The following is a 15865-nucleotide window of genomic DNA, read 5'->3' as shown; positions in this document are numbered from 1 at the left end:
CATTCTGCGGATGCCCATGAAAAAATTCCTGGCCCTCGCTTTGCTGGCTCTGATCGCCGCCGCCGCCCTCCTCGGCTCACCGTGGATGAAGGGACGTTTCCACATGCCTGCGGAGAATTCCCCCACCCAACAACGCGAAACGGCCGGGTCCACGAAGGAGCCGGCCGTTTTCAACGATCACTAGTGCTTAGTGTTTCTTGGCACTGCGAATCTGATGCACCACACCCATGGCCACCACCACGGCGGCGGCGATACCGGTGGAGATCACCAGGATCTGGTAGTCAGGCATGAACGCCATGGTCACCAGCGCGGCGACGATGAACGCGATCACCAGGTAGGTCAGCCACGGGAACAGCCACATCTTCAGGCGTACTTCCTTGCCCTCGGCAATCAGCTTGCGGCGCATGCGCAGCTGCGAGAAGGCGATCACCAGGTACACCAGCAGAGCGATCATGCCGGTGGTGTTCATCAAGGTGTCCAGCACGTCTTTCGGGCGCAGGGTCTCGCTGAAGTTGATCAGCGCGCAGACCACCGCCACGGCGCACGAGCCCATGATCGCGTACACCGGCACACCGGTGCCGGCGCGGGTGATCTTGAAGAACGACGGCGCGTCGCCACGCTGGGCCAGGGAGAACAGCATGCGCGATGCGGTGTAGTGGCCCGAGATCAGGCAGCTGCTCACCGAGGTCAGCACCACGAAGTTCATCAGCAACTCGGCATAAGGCACGCCCAGCAGCTCCAGGGTACGACGGTAGGCGCCATAGCCGGAGACGCCCAGGTGCGGGTCGTTCCACGGTACCAGGCAGACGATCAGGAAGATCGAACCGACGTAGAACAGGCACACACGCCATACCACCGAGTTGGTGGCCTTGACGATCTGGGTAGCTGGGTCCTTGGCTTCGGACGCCGCGATGGTGACGATCTCGGCACCGAGGAAGGCGAACATCACCCCAAGCAGCGCACCGATCACCGTGGTGATGCCGTTGGGCATGAAGCCTTCGGCGGTCAGGTGGCTGATGCCACGCACTTCACCGAACTGCCAGACGTTCATCACCGCTGCGGTACACACGATCAGGAAACAGACGATCGCAATCACCTTGATCAGCGCGAACCAGAATTCGAACTCACCGTAATGCTTGACGTTGAAGAAGTTCACGGTGATCAGCAACAGGGTCGTGGCCAGCACGAACACGTTGACGCTCACATCCGGGAAGAAGCCATGCAGGATCTTGCCCGCCACGTAGGCTTCCCAGGCCATGAGGATGACCCAGTACCACCAGTACAGCCAGCCGATGGTGAACCCGGCCCAACGGCCAATGGCGCGGTCGGCGTAGGTGGAGAACGAGCCGGTGTCAGGCGAGGACGTCGCCATTTCACCCAGCATGCGCATGATCAGTACCACCAGGATGCCGCCGGCCAGGTAGGCCAGGACCGCAGCCGGGCCGGCGCTGTGGATCACGCTGCCGGAGCCGACGAACAAGGCGCCGCCGATAACCCCGGCGATCGACATCATCGTCAGGTGGCGCGACTTGAGCGAGGCACTGAGTTTGCTCTCGTGCCCGCTGTTCGCGGTGGTGGTTGTGGATGTTGCGTCCATCAGTTGTGTACCCCGTGCTTCTTTTTATCCAAGGAAAACTGTGAAGCCCCGATGGCTCTCGGCTTCACCTGTACATCAGTGCTAATGCGGGCAGGAGGTGTGCGGTTACACACGCAGGCCTTCCGTGGCGGCCTGCTGACGCGCCCCAGGGTTTGCCCCTCGGGCGAACTGAACATGCTTTATGTGGCGATATCTGACACCTAATGTAAAAATGTCCGACAGATAGAGCCATGCACAGTGGCATGAATCTCGCACTGCACTGTACAGGTCGACGATGCAATACACCCTGCAGGCGCTTGACGTTACGCACCTCTCAAGGCCCCCGAATGCTTGAATTACATCCAGACTCCTCGACGCCGCTGGTCAACCAGATCATCGACGGGCTGCGCGAGCTGATCGACAACCAGACCCTCAAGCCAGGCGCTAAAGTGCCGTCGATCCGCGCGTTCGCCTCGACGTACTCGGTGAGTACCTTCACCGTGGTCGAGGCCTACGACCGCCTGGTCGCCCAGGGGCTGCTGGTGAGCAAGGGCAATGCCGGGTTCTTCGTCAATCGCGCGGCGGCCGAACTGCTGGACACGCACACCGCCGAGGCCGACACCAGCCGACCATCGTTCAACTCCGAGTGGTACCTGCAGCAGATCTTCGAGACCCGCCAGCTGCCGTTCAAGCCCGGTTGCGGCTGGCTGCCCAACGACTGGATGTACGAAGACGGATTGCGCCGGGGCTTGCGCCAGGTGGCGGGCAGCCCGCTGGAGCTTTCAGGCTACGGCGACCCGATGGGCCTGCCGGAATTGCGCGCCCTGACTGCGCAGAACCTGCAGCAAGAGTTGTCGATCGTCGCCAATACGGCGCAGTTGATGCTCACCCACGGCGCCAGCCAAGCCTTGGACTTGGCCGTACGCACTCTGGTGCGCCCCGGTGACGTGGTGCTGGTGGACGACCCCGGTTACCCCAACCTGATGAGCATCCTGCGCACCCAGGGCGCCACCCTGATCGGCGTGCCGCGCACCCCCAACGGCTACGACCTCAACCACCTGGAACACCTGCTGGCGCACCACCGGCCGACGGCATTCTTCACCCAGCCGCACCTGCACAGCCCGACCTGTTCACGCACTCCGCTGCCGCAGTTGCACCGCCTGCTGCAACTGGCCAGCCAGCATGGCTTCCGCCTGGTGGAAAACAACCTGTACGCCGACATGGTGGCCGAACCGCAACCGTGCCTGGCCAGCCTCGACCACCTGCAACAGGTGGTTTACGTCGGCAGCTATTCCAAGAGCATTTCGCCCAATGTACGGGTCGGCTACCTGCTGGCCAACCCGGAGCTGATGCAAAAGCTCCTGCAGTTGAAGATGCGCTCGGGCCTGACCACCTCGCAGGTGATGGAGCGCGTGGTGTATGCCGCGATCATCGACGGGCGCTGGCGCAAGCACCTGAAGCGTTTGCGCCAGCGGTTGGCCGAGGCGCATCAGGAAGTTGGCCGGCATTTGCACCGATTGGGGTTCGAGTTGTTCATCGAGTCCGACGAGGGAATGTATATCTGGACCCGGCACCCGGCGATTCCTGACAGCGCAGCGTTGCTCGACGATGCGCTGGAGAAAGGCATCATGCTCGGGCCTGGCCAGTTGTTCATGGTCGATGCCAAACCGACCGGGTGGATGCGCTTCAATGTGGCGTTCAGCACCGATCCGGCGATGTGGGAGCTGCTCGAGAAGGTGCTGGTGAAACACGTGCGGCGTGCGGGGTTGTAGGAGCGGATTTATCCGCGATGCGCCGCGCAGGCGGCGCTCGATTTCACGATCGCTTAAGAACGTGAGACTAGCTCGTCTCGGCCCAACTCCCGCTTACCGCCAAACCGCCTTATCTGCAAAAAACGCCTGCGCATTCGCCTCCAGACTCTCCAAGTGATACCCACCCTCCTGCACAATCACACACGGCAAGCGCAACGCCCGAATCCGCTCACCCAATTCGGCAAACCCCTCAGTCGTCACCGCCACCTTGCTCTGCGGGTCCAGCTCATAAATATCGAACCCGAGCGAAAGCACCAGCACCTCGGCGCCGAAGTCCTTCACCGCATCCAGGGCAATATCCAACTGCGTCATGAAATCCGCCTCGCTGGCCCCATGCGCCATCGGCAGGTTGAGGTTGTATCCCTCCCCCGCACCGCTCCCACGCTCATCCTCGAACCCAGCAACACCCGGGTAGAAGTTGGTCGGATCACCATGGGTCGACACATACAGCACATCGTTGCGCTCATAGAAAATCTCTTGAATTCCCTGACCGTGGTGCATGTCGGTGTCGAGAACCGCCACTCGGCGATAACGGCTGCGCAGCGCCTGGGCGGCGACGGCGGCGTTGTTGACGTAGCAGAAACCACCTGCAGCATCGAAGCGCGCATGGTGCCCAGGCGGACGGCACAGAGCATAGGCCGCAGGTTCGCCGTCGAGGATGGCCTGAGCAGCAGCTACTGCGCTTTGCGCCGACCAGTACGCCGAATGCCAGGTGTGCTCACCCACCGGGCAACTGCCGTCGGCCAAATAGCGTCCGGCCTGGGCGAGGATGCCGCGCAGGGCATTAGGCTCTCGCACGAAGATATTCGACATGACTTCATCGCCCCAATCTTCGGGGACTTCTTTCCAGCGAGTGTGGGCTTCTTCGAGGAACGCCAGGTAGGCTTCACCATGCACCGCCTTGAGCGGATCGAGACCAGCGTCGGAGGGCTGACGGATATCGAAACCAAGATCCTTGGCCGCCTGCAACAAACGCTGGGCGCGCTCGGGGACCTCTTGCGGCGTGCGCATGGCACCTCGCGAGTAGTAGCTACGCGGGTGGTGCAACAGCTGTTCGGGGTGGAAATAGCAACGCATCAGGCTTCTCCTTTTACACGGCCGGCACGGGCAAGCACGGCGTTGAGCAGTACATCGGCACCCTGGCGGGCGTCCTCGGGCAGTACGTCTTCGGCTTCGTTGTGGCTCAGGCCGCCGACGCAGGGGATGAACACCATCGCCGTCGGGCAGTAACGGGCCAGCAAGATGGCGTCGTGACCGGCGCCGCTGACGATGGATTGCTGGGCATAGCCAAGGCCGTCCACCGCCTGTTGCACGGCGGCCACGCACTCGGCGTCGAATGGAGTGGCCGGGCTGACCCAGTGGCGCTCGATGCGCACCTGCAGGCCGCGCTGGCTGGCAATGGCCTGCAGTTTCTGGCCGAGTTCGCGTTCCATGGCTTCGATGGCCGCGTCACGGTGGTGGCGCAGGTCGACAGTGAAGCGCAACACACCAGGGATGGTGTTGCGTGACGACTTGGCAATCGACAGCTCGCCCACGGTGGTCAGCCCTTCGGGGGTGAAGTCGGCGGCGAGTTGTTCGACAGCCTGAATCATCTGCGCGGCGCCATACAGGGCATCCTTGCGCAGCGGCATCGGCGTGGTGCCGGCGTGGGCCGCCATGCCTTCGACAGTTACGTCCAGCCAGCGAATCGCCTGACCACCGCTGACCACGCCGATGGCCTTGGCGTTGTCTTCGAGGATCGGGCCTTGCTCGATGTGCGCTTCGAAATAGGCATCGACCTTGCCGCCCAAGGGGCGCTGACCGGCGTAACCCGTGCGCCGAAGTTCATCGGCCACACTGATGCCGTCGGCATCGCGTATGGCCAGCGCCTGGTCCAGGGCCAGGGAACCGGTGAACACCGCCGAGCCGAACATGGCCGGCGTGAAGCGGGCGCCCTCCTCGTTGGTCCACACCGCGATTTCCACAGGCTTACAGGTCTGAATGCCCAGATCGTTGAGGCGGCGCACCACCTCGAGGCCCGCCAGAACACCGTACACGCCATCGAAACGGCCACCTTCGGGCTGGGTGTCGAGGTGGCTGCCCATCATCACCGGTGCGGCATCCGGGTCGCTGCCGGCACGACGGGCGAACAGGTTGCCGATGGCATCCACGCTCAGGCTCAGGCCAGCCTCGCGGCACCAGTGGCTGAACAATTCACGGCCGGCCTTGTCCTCGTCGCTCAGGGCCAGGCGGCAGCTGCCGCCGCGGGCGGTGGCGCCGATTTCGGCCATGGCCATCAGGCTCGCCCACAGGCGTTCGCCATTGCTTTTCAACATGTGTAATTGCTCCAGAAAATTCAGGCCAGTTCCAGGTGCTGGCTGTGGGCGTACTGGCGCGCCAGGGCGAGCACGCAGACCAGCGAAATGGTGGCGATCAAGGTGTAGAACACCGCCATCGGCCACCACTGGCCGGTGAAGGTGTGGGCCAGCCAGGTGCCAATCAGCGGCGTCAGGCCGCCTGCGATGGCACCGCAGACCTGGTAGGCCATGGAGATCGCGGTGTAGCGCACGCGGGTTTCGAACATGCCGCTGACGTAACCGGCGATCACCGCGTAGAACGAGGCCATGCACGCCGCCGCCAGGGCGATGCCGAGCACGATCAGCGGGCCTTGGCCAGAGCTGACCAGCACGAACATCGGGTACGGCGAAGCCATCGCCAGCACGGCGACCAGGGCCAAAAAGCGCGTGGCGCCGATCTTTTCCGACAGCCAGGCGGCCAGCGGCTGCACGCAGAACTGGATAATCGCCACGAAGAACAGGCATTCCAGGATCAGTGAACGCTCCAGGTGCAGTTGCTGAGTGGTGTAGCTGATCATGAAGGTGTTGGTGAAATACACCCCGGCGATGCCCAGGGTATTGGCGCCGATGCACAGCAGCAGCGGGCGCCATGCGCTGCGCAACACCTCAAGCACAGGCGCCTGCTCCTTGCGCTGGGCCTTGGCCGCCTGCTCGCGGCTGGCGATGAACTCGGGCGATTCGTTGACGCCCAGACGGATCGCCAGGCCCACCAGCAGCAACAGTGCGCTGGCCAGGAACGGCACGCGCCAGCCCCAGCTCATCAGGTCTTCCTCGGGCAACCGAGTGACCGCGCCGAACGCCAGCAACGAAAGAATCAGGCCCGCCGGGCTGCCCAACTGGGCGAACGAGGCAAAGAAGTTGCGTCGCCCCTTGGGCGCATGTTCGCCCGCCATCAACACCGCGCCGCCCCACTCGCCGCCCACGGCAATGCCCTGGATGACACGTAGGATGATCAACAGCACCGGCGCAGCGGCGCCAATCTGCGCATGGGTCGGCAACAGGCCGATGCACACGGTGACGATGCCCATCATCAGCAAGGTGATGACCAGCGACTTCTTGCGCCCGATGCGGTCGCCCACATGGCCGAAGACGATGCCACCCAACGGCCGGGCGAAGAAGCCCACGGCGAAGGTGCCGAACGCGGCCATGGTGCTGAACAGGCTGTTGTCGGAAGGGAAGAACAACCCACCGAACACCAGCGCGGCGGCGGTGGCGTAGATGTAGAAGTCATACCATTCGATCATGGTGCCGATGAACGCGGCGGCGGCGGCACGGCGCGGTTGGGGCGAAGCGGTGGGCTTCATGGGGGCTCCTTTGCTTGTTTTTTTGGCAGGAGTTGATCGGGACACGGTGACGCTCTGGGGGCGCCTGGCTGAGATTTATCGTCTCAGGGCTATGATTAGTCAATTTTCTATTTATTATTCGCACTATTAGCCACGCTTATCATCGAGCCTCGCCATGTCCGACCGTCTGCTCAACGACCGCCTCGACTGGAACCTGCTGCGCACCTTCCGGGTGATCGGCCAGGAGTTGTCCATCAGCCGCGCCGCAGCGCGCCTGCACTTGACCCAACCGGCCGTGAGCCAGGCGCTCAAGCGTCTGGAAGAGCAGCTTGGGCGCCAACTGATCGCCCGGCGCGGGCCGCGTTTCGTGCTCACCGACATGGGCGAGCAACTGTTTCTGCTGGCCGGCGAGGTATATGGGCAAATGTCTCAGATTGGCGGCCTGCTGGAGCAACCGGCGGACGAACTGGTGGGCAAAGTGCGCTTGCTGATGATCAGCCGTATCGTCAGCGAGCGCTTCGACGACTTTCTAGCCGACTTTCACCGCGAGCACCCCAGGGTGGATGTGGAGATAGACGTGATGCGCAGCTCCGATATCGTCGCCGCACTGCAGGAAAAGACCGCCACCGCGGGCCTTAGCTTGAACCGTCGGGCGCAACCCCGCCTGGAGCAACGCCTGTTCCTGCGCCAACGCTATGCGTTTTTCTGTGGCAAGCACCACGCCCTGTTCGGCCAGACGCAAAGCGATCTGCAGCGGGAGAATTTCGTCAGTTTCACCAGCGACCAGATTGGCGGGATGCTTTCACCACTGACCATCTTCCGCGATCAGCAAGGTTTTTCCGGCAGGATCGTCGCATCCTCGCCCAGCCTTGAGGAAGTACGCCGACTGGTCATCGCCGGGTTTGGTATCGGCTGCCTTCCCGAGCACGTCGTGGCAGAGGATGTGGCGAAAGGCCTGTTGTGGAAGCTGCCGCCGCAGGAAGGGATTGCGGATGTTGATATTCATTTGCTGTGGAACCGGGAACAGCGGTTGAGTCGGGCTGAGGAAGTGTTCATAGAAGCGCTGCAGGCTAGTCTGGACCGATAGTTGCCGCCCATCCAGCGAACACAGGGACGGTATCAGACGGCTGGAACTTGGATCCGATCCGATGAAAGGGTATGCTCACAGCAATAGCCAATTGCCACCATCCAAGTGCACCCAGCGCATGAACCTCAAGGACGAGCCCCTTGCCCAGCCACCCTACCCGCCACACCATTGCCCGCCAGTGGCAATTGCTGAAACTGTTACCCGACCGCCACCCCGGGCTGAGCTCGACGCAGCTGCAGGCCGCACTGGCGCGCGCGGGTCACAAGACCAGTAAACGTACGGTCGAACGCGACCTCAACGAGCTCGCGGGGCTATTCCCGCTGCGCTGCAACAACAAAGGCATGCCCTACGGCTGGTACTGGCAGCCGGGGCTGAGCCTGGGTGAAGCCCAGCAGTTGCAGCCGGATGCGTTGTCCCCCGCGCAGCAGATCGAACTGCGCGCCTGGGTGGACGACGCCCTCGCGCGACGGCTGGAGCAGCAGCCGCTGTCCGATGACATGCGCCTGGCCCCACACGGCGCAGGGGGTGCGACGCTGGATGCCACGGTCGACGACAGCCGCGCACTGATGGGCTGGTTGTTGTCTCAGGCAGGGTCGATTCGTGTGCAGGCACCTGAAGACCTGCGCACGGCCATGGTCGAGCAATTGCGCGAGAGCCTGGCCCTGCACGACAGTGTTGCCTAGGCTGTGTACGAAATAGCCTAGGCACGGCGCCGCGTGATACAGGCATAGCCCAGGCCCAGCACGCAGAGCCCTAGCACACCCAGTACAACCATCAGCGCTCGGCTGTACCGCGCCACCCAGGCCGGGAAGCCCACGAACTCGCGATAAACCTGCACATCCGTGGTGCCATCGGCATGACTGATGCTGATGCCGCCCTGACGGATCTGCGAATAGTCGGCATCGAAATAGACCCAGACCTTGCACTCCCCGCCCGGCTCGATCGAGGGGATTTCGACGATGGCCGTAGGGGCCTGGATGATCGTGTCATTGCCGGAAGCGTCGCGCACCTGCACCAGGCCTTTGATCGGCAAGCGGATCTTGACCTCGCGTACGTCGACATCCCCGGGGTTGCGCAGGTCGATCAGCAAGCCAGTGCGGTGGTCCACCAGGCCGGCCTCGAACGGTTTGGCGAACAGCTGGACGTAGGGTGCCTGAGCCAGGTCGACAAGCCTGTCGACCTGGTCCTGATTCAAAGCGCCTTGACCGATGCCGCTGATCCGCGGCTGCAGGCGCTCGTACTTGAGCTGCTCGCTGGCCTTGCTGACGCGCTCGCTGAACTGGCTTGGGTAGGTGAGGTAGGCGTAGGTCAGGGAGGCCTCGAGGCGCGCGTTGTCCTTGAGCGCCACATAGGCCACCAGCGTGATCATCAGGCCAAGCAACAGGGCTACAAGAAGTTTCCCGACTTTATCCCAGCTCAACGGTGTGTTTCCTTCTGTCACTGCACGGGCGATTTCAAGGGCCCCAAAGGGTGCCAAGTTCAACGCCGACAGGCAAGCGTTCAGCGGCTCAGCAAAGCCGGGATCGATGCCAGCAGCATGGCGATGCCGGATAACGTCAGCAAACCCAGCACCACCCGGCGAAATGCCAGCTCGCTGATTCCCAGATACACCCGTGTGCCGAACAAGGCCGGCAGCGCCATGGCCAGCAGCACCACGCCGAACGACGGCAGCATGTCGCGGGTGACCACTCCAGTGCCCAGGTAAGTGAGCATGGTCACCAACAGCATCGACAGGTTGAAGTTCTGAATCACCGCGCGCTGGGTATCGCGTTCAAAACCACGCAGGGTGCACCAGAGGGTAGGCACCGTGCCGGTGAAGCCGCCGATGCCGCCCAACGCCCCGCCGAGCATGCCCACCGCACCATCGGCCAGACGGTTGCCCGGCAGCCGCGGTAGACGCGGAGCCAGCAGCATCAGTGGGCACCACAGCACCAGCAGCGTGCCGAAAACGGCCTTGAACCAGAGCATGTTCAGGTACGGCAGCACCCACACCCCCAGCGGAATGCCGGCCAGGCCCCCGAGCACGAACGGCCACAGCAATGGCCAACTGAAGCCGCGGCGAACGCTGAACACTGCGATCAGCTGGCCGGCAAGGCTGCCGAACACGGTCAGCGACGCGGCCAGGCGTGGTTCCAGCCCCCACGCCCAGAACGACATGGCGACCATGCCAAAGGCGAAACCTGAAAGACCCTGGACGAAACCGGCGACGACGGCGCCGAGGGCGATGAGGTATAGCGGGTCCATGAGGGTCCTTGCCGGCGTGGTTTGATCAGCGCTGTACCATGCCAGAGCTGATCAGCAATGTCTGCCTTGACGCTTCAGGCAAAACGCTCGACCTGCGCCGGCGTACGTCGCATCAGTACTTTGCCATTGCGCACCGACACCAGCGCATGCCCCTGACTGCGGACCATCTCGTAATCATCCGGCGCCGACAGCAACAACAGGTTTGCCGGGCGTCCCACCGCGATGCCATATCGCTCGCCAAGGTTCAAGGTGCGCGCACTGTTGTCGGTGATCAGGTCCAGGCAGCGCTGCAGGTCTTCGTACCCCAGCATGTGGCAGATGTGCAGCCCGGCTTCGAGGATGCGCAGGATATTGCCGTTGCCCAGCGGGTACCACGGGTCGACAATCGAGTCCTGGCCGAAGCACACGTTCATCCCCGCCCGGTCGATTTCGGCCACGCGGGTCAGGCCACGGCGTTTCGGGTAGGTGTCGAAACGCCCCTGCAGATGAATGCTCTCGGTCGGGCACGAAACGAAATTGATCCCCGACATCTTCAGCAAGCGGAACAGCTTGGAGCAGTAGGCATTGTCATACGAACCCATGGCCGTGGTATGGCTCGCCGTCACCCGCGCGCCCATGCCACGCACGCGCGCTTCTTCCGCCAGCACTTCGAGAAAGCGCGATTGCGGGTCGTCGGTTTCGTCGCAATGCACATCCACCAGGCAACCGCTGCGCTCGGCCAACTCCATCAGGAACTTGACCGACGACACACCCTGGTCGCGAGTGTTTTCAAAGTGCGGAATGCCACCGACCACATCGGCGCCGATGGCCACCGCCTCGGTCATCAGCGCCCGGCCATTGGCGTACGACTCGATGCCTTCCTGGGGGAAGGCGACGATCTGCAGGTCGATCAGATCGCGCACTTCGTCACGCACTTCGACCATCGCCTTGAGCGCGGTGAGCGTGGGGTCGGTGACGTCGACGTGGGTACGCACATGCTGGATGCCATGCTCCACCAGCATGCCGATGGTCTTCTTGGACCGCGTCTTGATGTCGTCGTGGGTGGTGATGGCCTTGCGCTCGGCCCAGCGCTCGATGCCCTCGAACAACGTACCGCTCATGTTCCACTTCGGCTCGCCAGCGGTCAGGGTGGCGTCGAGGTGGATATGCGGCTCGACGAAAGGTGGCACCACCAGGTTTTGCTGGGCGTCCAGATCGTCGGCCTTGGTCAGGGTCACCACCTGAGCCTGGGGCGTAATGGCAGCGATACGATCACCGCTCAGCTCGATGCGGAACAGGCCGGCCTTGCCACGCAAGCGTGCGTTGATGATGTTCATGGGTTACTCCTGCCTTGATTATGCCCGAGGCATCAGGTCGTACGGGTGCTTCCAGCCGGGTTGCGCCTGAAGACGAGCTTTCCACGCTTCGATGTGGGTGAATTCAGCCAGCGGGATGCCAGTGTCTTCCGGCATGAATACATAGCCTGCCAGCGACAGGTCGGCAATGGTCAGGCGCCCGCCAACCATGTAGGGCGTCTTCGCCAGGTGCGCATCGACGATGCGATAGGCTGCCGTGGCACGCTCGCGCAGGAATTGGGTCACAGGCGTTTCGCCGGAATCTTTCAAACAGAAGATGAACCGCAGCGCCGCGTAGTAGGCCGTGAACTTGTGGTTGTCGAACAGCATCCAGCGCCAGATTTCGCGCTTCTCCTGCTCATCGCGCGGGCCGAACTGCCCGGTGCGTTCAGCCAGGTACTCGAGGATCAGCGCCGATTGGCTCAGTGTCTGGCCGGCATGTTCCAACACCGGCACTTCTCCCTGCTCATTGACCTCGTCGCGCCATTGCGGATCGCGGGTCTGGCCGTTGAAGAAATCGACGAACACCGGTTGCCAGTCCTGGCCGGTGAGTTCGAGCATCAGCGCGGCTTTGTAGGCGTTGCCGGATTCGGCGAAGCAATGCAGTTTGTAGTCGGGCATGGTGGTCCTTCATTTCCCTGGGGTGGCTGTGAAACCGAGCAGATCACGCCTGGCAGAGCACGGTCAACTCAAACCTCACCGCGGGCAAAACAGGGTTATGATGCACCTACAACTCAGCCAGGATGGCCCCCCATGCCCTACCCCACTCTGCCCCAGACCCTGACCACTGCGCGCACGCGACTGGTCCGCCCTGACCCGGCAATTGCCGAGCAGTTACGCCAAGCCTTGCTCGACAGTTACGCTCTGCACCAGCCTTTCCTGGCGTGGGCCAAGCCCGACTGGACGTTGGACGAAGTGCGCGAAAGCCTGCAACTGAGCGCCAGCGAGTTCGTTGATCCCGCTGCCGAAAAGCGCTTTTTCGTGCTGCAGCCGGACAGTGATGCCGTGATTGGATGCATCGGCCTGCGTCCAGGCAATGATGAATACGAAGTGGGCTATTGGGCTAGCCAGGCCTTCAGCGGCAAAGGCCTGCTGCGTGAGGCATTGACGCATCTGCTCGATGCCATCGCAACGCCGGTTTGGCTGACCACTGGTATCGACAATCAGGCCAGCCAGCGCCTGGCCGAGCGAGCGGGTTTTCAGCACGCAGGGAGTAAATTGACCGAACTCGATCCCAGCACACCTAGACCGCTTTATCGTCGCGCCGCTGTTTTGAGTCATTTCATAGGGATCAAAAAACTTCTCCTCTGACTCTTTTTGAGCGGCCCGAGGTGGAAGTCGCAGACCCGTACTTCAACGGGCCGCCTAACCTTTGATTGACATATTGATTAAATAACGTCACGGAGTCTGCATTGTTCAAGTGCCTATCAACGATATAATCAGCATCACCCAAAATAAATCGCATTTCATCAACCTCACTCCATTTCGCGCCACGCCTCACCGCCCCATGCTGCACCAATAACTGTTGACCGGAAACCATACCATCCAGACTATTTTCAAAGGCGAGATTTCCAATATCACTGTCACGCACAGGACCATTTACGTACCACATGTCTTTTGTACCAATTGCAAGATGGGAAACCTCATGAACAATGAGCCACCTCATCATATAAACATCGTCCCTGTGTCTGTTTTTTATATAGATTCTCGGCGTTACATCCTCCTCATTGGTCCAAGCTGCAGCAGGCGAACCCGTTGATGTCACGCCTACAATTCCCTGATCAGGAAGTTCGTTAAGCACATGCAACATGCTTTCAAATCCCTTTACCAGATCACTTAAATGCCCAGGCGACAAGGTTTCTCCAGGCCTTTGAAAAAAATACTTGTCAACGACATCACTGGTCTCTTTCTCCGCCACCCCATCCTTAATCTGCCTCAATACTTCCAATGTATAAAGAATCCCCATCATTGCTTCTGACCATGCTTGGGACAGGCCGTTGGCAAACTCAACATCTTTTTCCCGTATAGCGTTCAAACCAATACCAACTACGCGTTCTCCTTCCAACGCTGCTGAATCATGCGCCAGCTTATCTGTCGAACTCAATGTACCATCTGGACTCAGCCCATCTGAATCACGAAAACCTAGTGGATTGTTTTTCACCATCCGATACAAGTTACTGCCATCAATCAACCCACCTGGATCCGCACTCAGCCAACGCCCTTCAGCGGGCTGGAAATAGCGCCACCCGTAGTAATACAACCCCGTGGCATCTCGCTCTTTGCCCGCATGACGAAAGGTGCGTTGGCTCAAGCTCGAGGCTTCCACCGCCTCTTCATCAACACCCGTGGTCTCGCCATACGGTGCATACTCTTCGCGTGCGATAATTTTGCCATCGCAATCCGTTTCCCCGCCGCTACTTCGTAGATGATCGCAGAACAGGAAGCGCAGATTGTCGTCGCCGCTTAGACGGTCTTGTAACCAGCGCACAGTCTCCGTTTCCGTAATGACGACATGTTTCTGCGGACGCTGCTGGTCTCCCAACCACCGCTGGCGTATTTCACAGGCTCCAGCATAGGTGGTGACCGTCTTCTGCATACCACTCAGGTTCTTCACCGAATGGATCTTGCGGGTGCGGGTACCTCCGTTGGCATAGTGATAGCGCTCTGTGTCATCAACTTCTTCCACATCACGGCTGACCAACCGCACCTGTTGCAATTGGTTATCCGCCAGCCAACTTAGTTGCCTGCCGTCAGCCAACTGTTTCTGCAACCCACCCGGCAAAAAGCCCATGTCCGGCGTCAGCTCGTGACCTTGCACCATCGCCCGATTACTGCGCGCCGACACGACGAGATTACGGGTGCGAATACCTGACCCGCCGTTATGCCTAAGGGAGGTGAGGTTGTTACCGTCATCGTAGGTATAACATTCCGTGTACCTGCGCCAGACACTTGCGCCCGCTCGCCCAGCGTATTGCATCGGATCAAGTGTTACCGGACTACGCTCTCGCCCAGTCGCTGAAGCCAGCCGGTAGAGGGTGTCGTACGTATACTCACGTTGGCCGCTGGTGACTGCATTGCGGTACCAGGTGGGATCGACGCTATGATCGTTGAGCGCGAGGATGTTGCCCACCGGATCGTAGGCGTAGTGCAAGTCGCAGATTATCAGCGCACCTAGCCGGTGACCGGTCGGACGTGCCGTGCGGTGCTGTGTCAGGCGGTGAGTTCGCGGGGCATAGACATAAGTGTCGACCACGCCGTTGCCGGCGACCTGAGACAGAGGTTCGCCGCTCGCCAGGCGCACGACAGCTTCGAGCACAGTGAAGCCTCCCAGTTGGGTCTGTGCCACCGCGCCGCTGATGTCATAGGCTGTAATGGTAATGACATTGGCAGCATTGGTCTGCTTCAGCTGCGCGCCCACTGCATCACGAGACGCTGTCACAGTCAGTACCTGAGCCTCCAGATCCTGCTCGCCTTCTGCGTCCCAATCCGGCAGCTGCGCGTCGGGACAAAGCAACCTCAGCTGGGTCTCCAGCACCTGCCCAGTCAAGGCTGCCGATAACGTCCGAAGTTTTCCTCCGTTGTCGTGATGCACAATGACAACGCCAACGAGATTGCGCTGGACATGAGCAACATCGCAAGCGCCGTAGAGGAAGCATTCCCGAGTTCGAGCCTGGCCGGAACACGGTTGCTCGATGACGGACAGCGGGCGACCACCACGCTCGGATGGCTCGTACAGTGTGCGAGTGGCAGTCCCTTGAGCATTGCACCCCCACAACGGGCGTCCGGCAACATCATTCAAGGTCAAGCTGGTATCACCATCCACGGTCCGTAGCGACAGGGGCTGACCGCTTAGCGCACTGATGGAAATTGCGTCAGCAATCAGGTCACCCTCATCGTTTTCGAGAGGTCGTGGACCGAACAGACGCTCAGTCCGCGCCGCCATATCGGCTTCATTTCGCTCGGGCAGGATCCGTGCTGGGATGCCGTCAAATACCTCATTCGGATGACGAAGGAAACCAAGGGTCAGCGCCGTCCGCGCAGTGCTGGCCTTGACTACAACTGTCGGCGTCCCGCCGTGTAGTTCTCCCCATACCTGGTCCGCCATTGCTGCCCCCCCCCGTAATAGCAGGAAGCGTATGCACAAACATGGGCAAGCGAAACTGGTAGAAATGTCAGTGAGGGCGACTTGAAACT

14 protein-coding genes are annotated in these 15865 nt (G+C 61.3%); 5 read left to right on the top strand and 9 right to left on the bottom strand.

Annotated elements, in window-relative coordinates; genetic code table 11:
• The first annotated feature begins 4 nt into the window (after nt 1–4).
• Nucleotides 5–184, top strand: a complete 180-nt coding sequence (locus ACIPZF_RS02100) for a hypothetical protein (RefSeq protein ID WP_400795018.1) — start codon at nt 5–7, stop codon at nt 182–184.
• Between the two features lie 3 nt (nt 185–187).
• On the opposite strand, the gene ACIPZF_RS02095 is transcribed toward ACIPZF_RS02100, so the two are convergent.
• Nucleotides 188–1597 carry an amino acid permease gene (locus tag ACIPZF_RS02095; RefSeq protein WP_400794751.1) on the bottom strand — a complete coding sequence of 470 codons (1410 nt, stop codon included), beginning with the start codon at nt 1595–1597 and terminating at the stop codon, nt 188–190.
• A 326-nt stretch (nt 1598–1923) separates the two neighbouring features.
• Here ACIPZF_RS02095 and ACIPZF_RS02090 point away from each other — a divergent pair, with 326 nt between their 5' ends.
• Entirely contained in the window at nt 1924–3348 is a 1425-nt protein-coding gene (locus tag ACIPZF_RS02090) for a PLP-dependent aminotransferase family protein (protein WP_400794749.1), read from the top strand.
• Between the two features lie 93 nt (nt 3349–3441).
• On the opposite strand, the gene ACIPZF_RS02085 is transcribed toward ACIPZF_RS02090, so the two are convergent.
• The 3 genes from ACIPZF_RS02085 to ACIPZF_RS02075 are packed head-to-tail and all read right to left on the bottom strand — an operon-like array spanning nt 3442 to nt 7027.
• The gene (locus ACIPZF_RS02085; RefSeq protein ID WP_400794747.1) at nt 3442–4464 is read right to left on the bottom strand and encodes a histone deacetylase family protein; all 1023 of its coding nucleotides are present in this window, start codon (nt 4462–4464) and stop codon (nt 3442–3444) included.
• The gene (locus ACIPZF_RS02080) at nt 4464–5702 is read right to left on the bottom strand and encodes a Zn-dependent hydrolase (protein ID WP_400794745.1); all 1239 of its coding nucleotides are present in this window, start codon (nt 5700–5702) and stop codon (nt 4464–4466) included. Before ACIPZF_RS02080 ends, ACIPZF_RS02085 begins: the two co-directional genes overlap by 1 nt.
• 20 nt (nt 5703–5722) lie before the next feature.
• Nucleotides 5723–7027 carry an MFS transporter gene (locus ACIPZF_RS02075; RefSeq protein ID WP_400794743.1) on the bottom strand — a complete coding sequence of 435 codons (1305 nt, stop codon included), beginning with the start codon at nt 7025–7027 and terminating at the stop codon, nt 5723–5725.
• Between the two features lie 154 nt (nt 7028–7181).
• Between ACIPZF_RS02075 and ACIPZF_RS02070 the strand changes: the two genes are divergently transcribed.
• Both ACIPZF_RS02070 and ACIPZF_RS02065 read left to right on the top strand, forming a co-directional pair.
• Complete coding sequence (locus tag ACIPZF_RS02070; RefSeq protein WP_400794741.1) at nt 7182–8093, top strand: LysR family transcriptional regulator; 912 nt, start codon at nt 7182–7184, stop codon at nt 8091–8093.
• Between the two features lie 140 nt (nt 8094–8233).
• Nucleotides 8234–8776: a WYL domain-containing protein gene (locus ACIPZF_RS02065; protein ID WP_400794739.1), complete on the top strand. Its 543-nt coding sequence runs from the start codon at nt 8234–8236 to the stop codon at nt 8774–8776.
• Nucleotides 8777–8793: 17 nt separating this feature from the next.
• Here the strand turns inward: ACIPZF_RS02065 and ACIPZF_RS02060 are convergent, their stop codons facing one another.
• From ACIPZF_RS02060 to ACIPZF_RS02045, 4 genes are all read right to left on the bottom strand, one after another.
• Entirely contained in the window at nt 8794–9513 is a 720-nt protein-coding gene (locus ACIPZF_RS02060) for a hypothetical protein (protein ID WP_400794737.1), read from the bottom strand.
• Nucleotides 9514–9593: 80 nt separating this feature from the next.
• Nucleotides 9594–10337, bottom strand: a complete 744-nt coding sequence (locus ACIPZF_RS02055; protein WP_400794735.1) for a sulfite exporter TauE/SafE family protein — start codon at nt 10335–10337, stop codon at nt 9594–9596.
• A 74-nt stretch (nt 10338–10411) separates the two neighbouring features.
• Nucleotides 10412–11653 (bottom strand): cytosine deaminase, encoded by a 1242-nt coding sequence (codA, locus tag ACIPZF_RS02050; protein ID WP_400794733.1) that lies wholly within the window; start codon nt 11651–11653, stop codon nt 10412–10414.
• An 18-nt stretch (nt 11654–11671) separates the two neighbouring features.
• Nucleotides 11672–12292, bottom strand: coding sequence for a glutathione S-transferase family protein (locus ACIPZF_RS02045; protein WP_400794731.1), 621 nt, complete (start codon nt 12290–12292; stop codon nt 11672–11674).
• A gap of 132 nt (nt 12293–12424) precedes the next feature.
• On the opposite strand from ACIPZF_RS02045, the gene ACIPZF_RS02040 reads away from it, so the two are divergent.
• Nucleotides 12425–12982, top strand: a complete 558-nt coding sequence (locus ACIPZF_RS02040) for a GNAT family N-acetyltransferase (protein WP_400794729.1) — start codon at nt 12425–12427, stop codon at nt 12980–12982.
• On the opposite strand, the gene ACIPZF_RS02035 is transcribed toward ACIPZF_RS02040, so the two are convergent.
• Nucleotides 12963–15776 carry an RHS repeat-associated core domain-containing protein gene (locus tag ACIPZF_RS02035; protein WP_400794727.1) on the bottom strand — a complete coding sequence of 938 codons (2814 nt, stop codon included), beginning with the start codon at nt 15774–15776 and terminating at the stop codon, nt 12963–12965. The genes ACIPZF_RS02040 and ACIPZF_RS02035 overlap by 20 nt on opposite strands.
• Nucleotides 15777–15865 lie beyond the last annotated feature (89 nt).

This window comes from Pseudomonas sp. NPDC089752 (assembly GCF_044748725.1).
Lineage (GTDB): Bacteria > Pseudomonadota > Gammaproteobacteria > Pseudomonadales > Pseudomonadaceae > Aquipseudomonas.
Note: the sequence above shows the minus strand (reverse complement) of the source record. Positions and strands in the feature narration are given on the sequence as shown.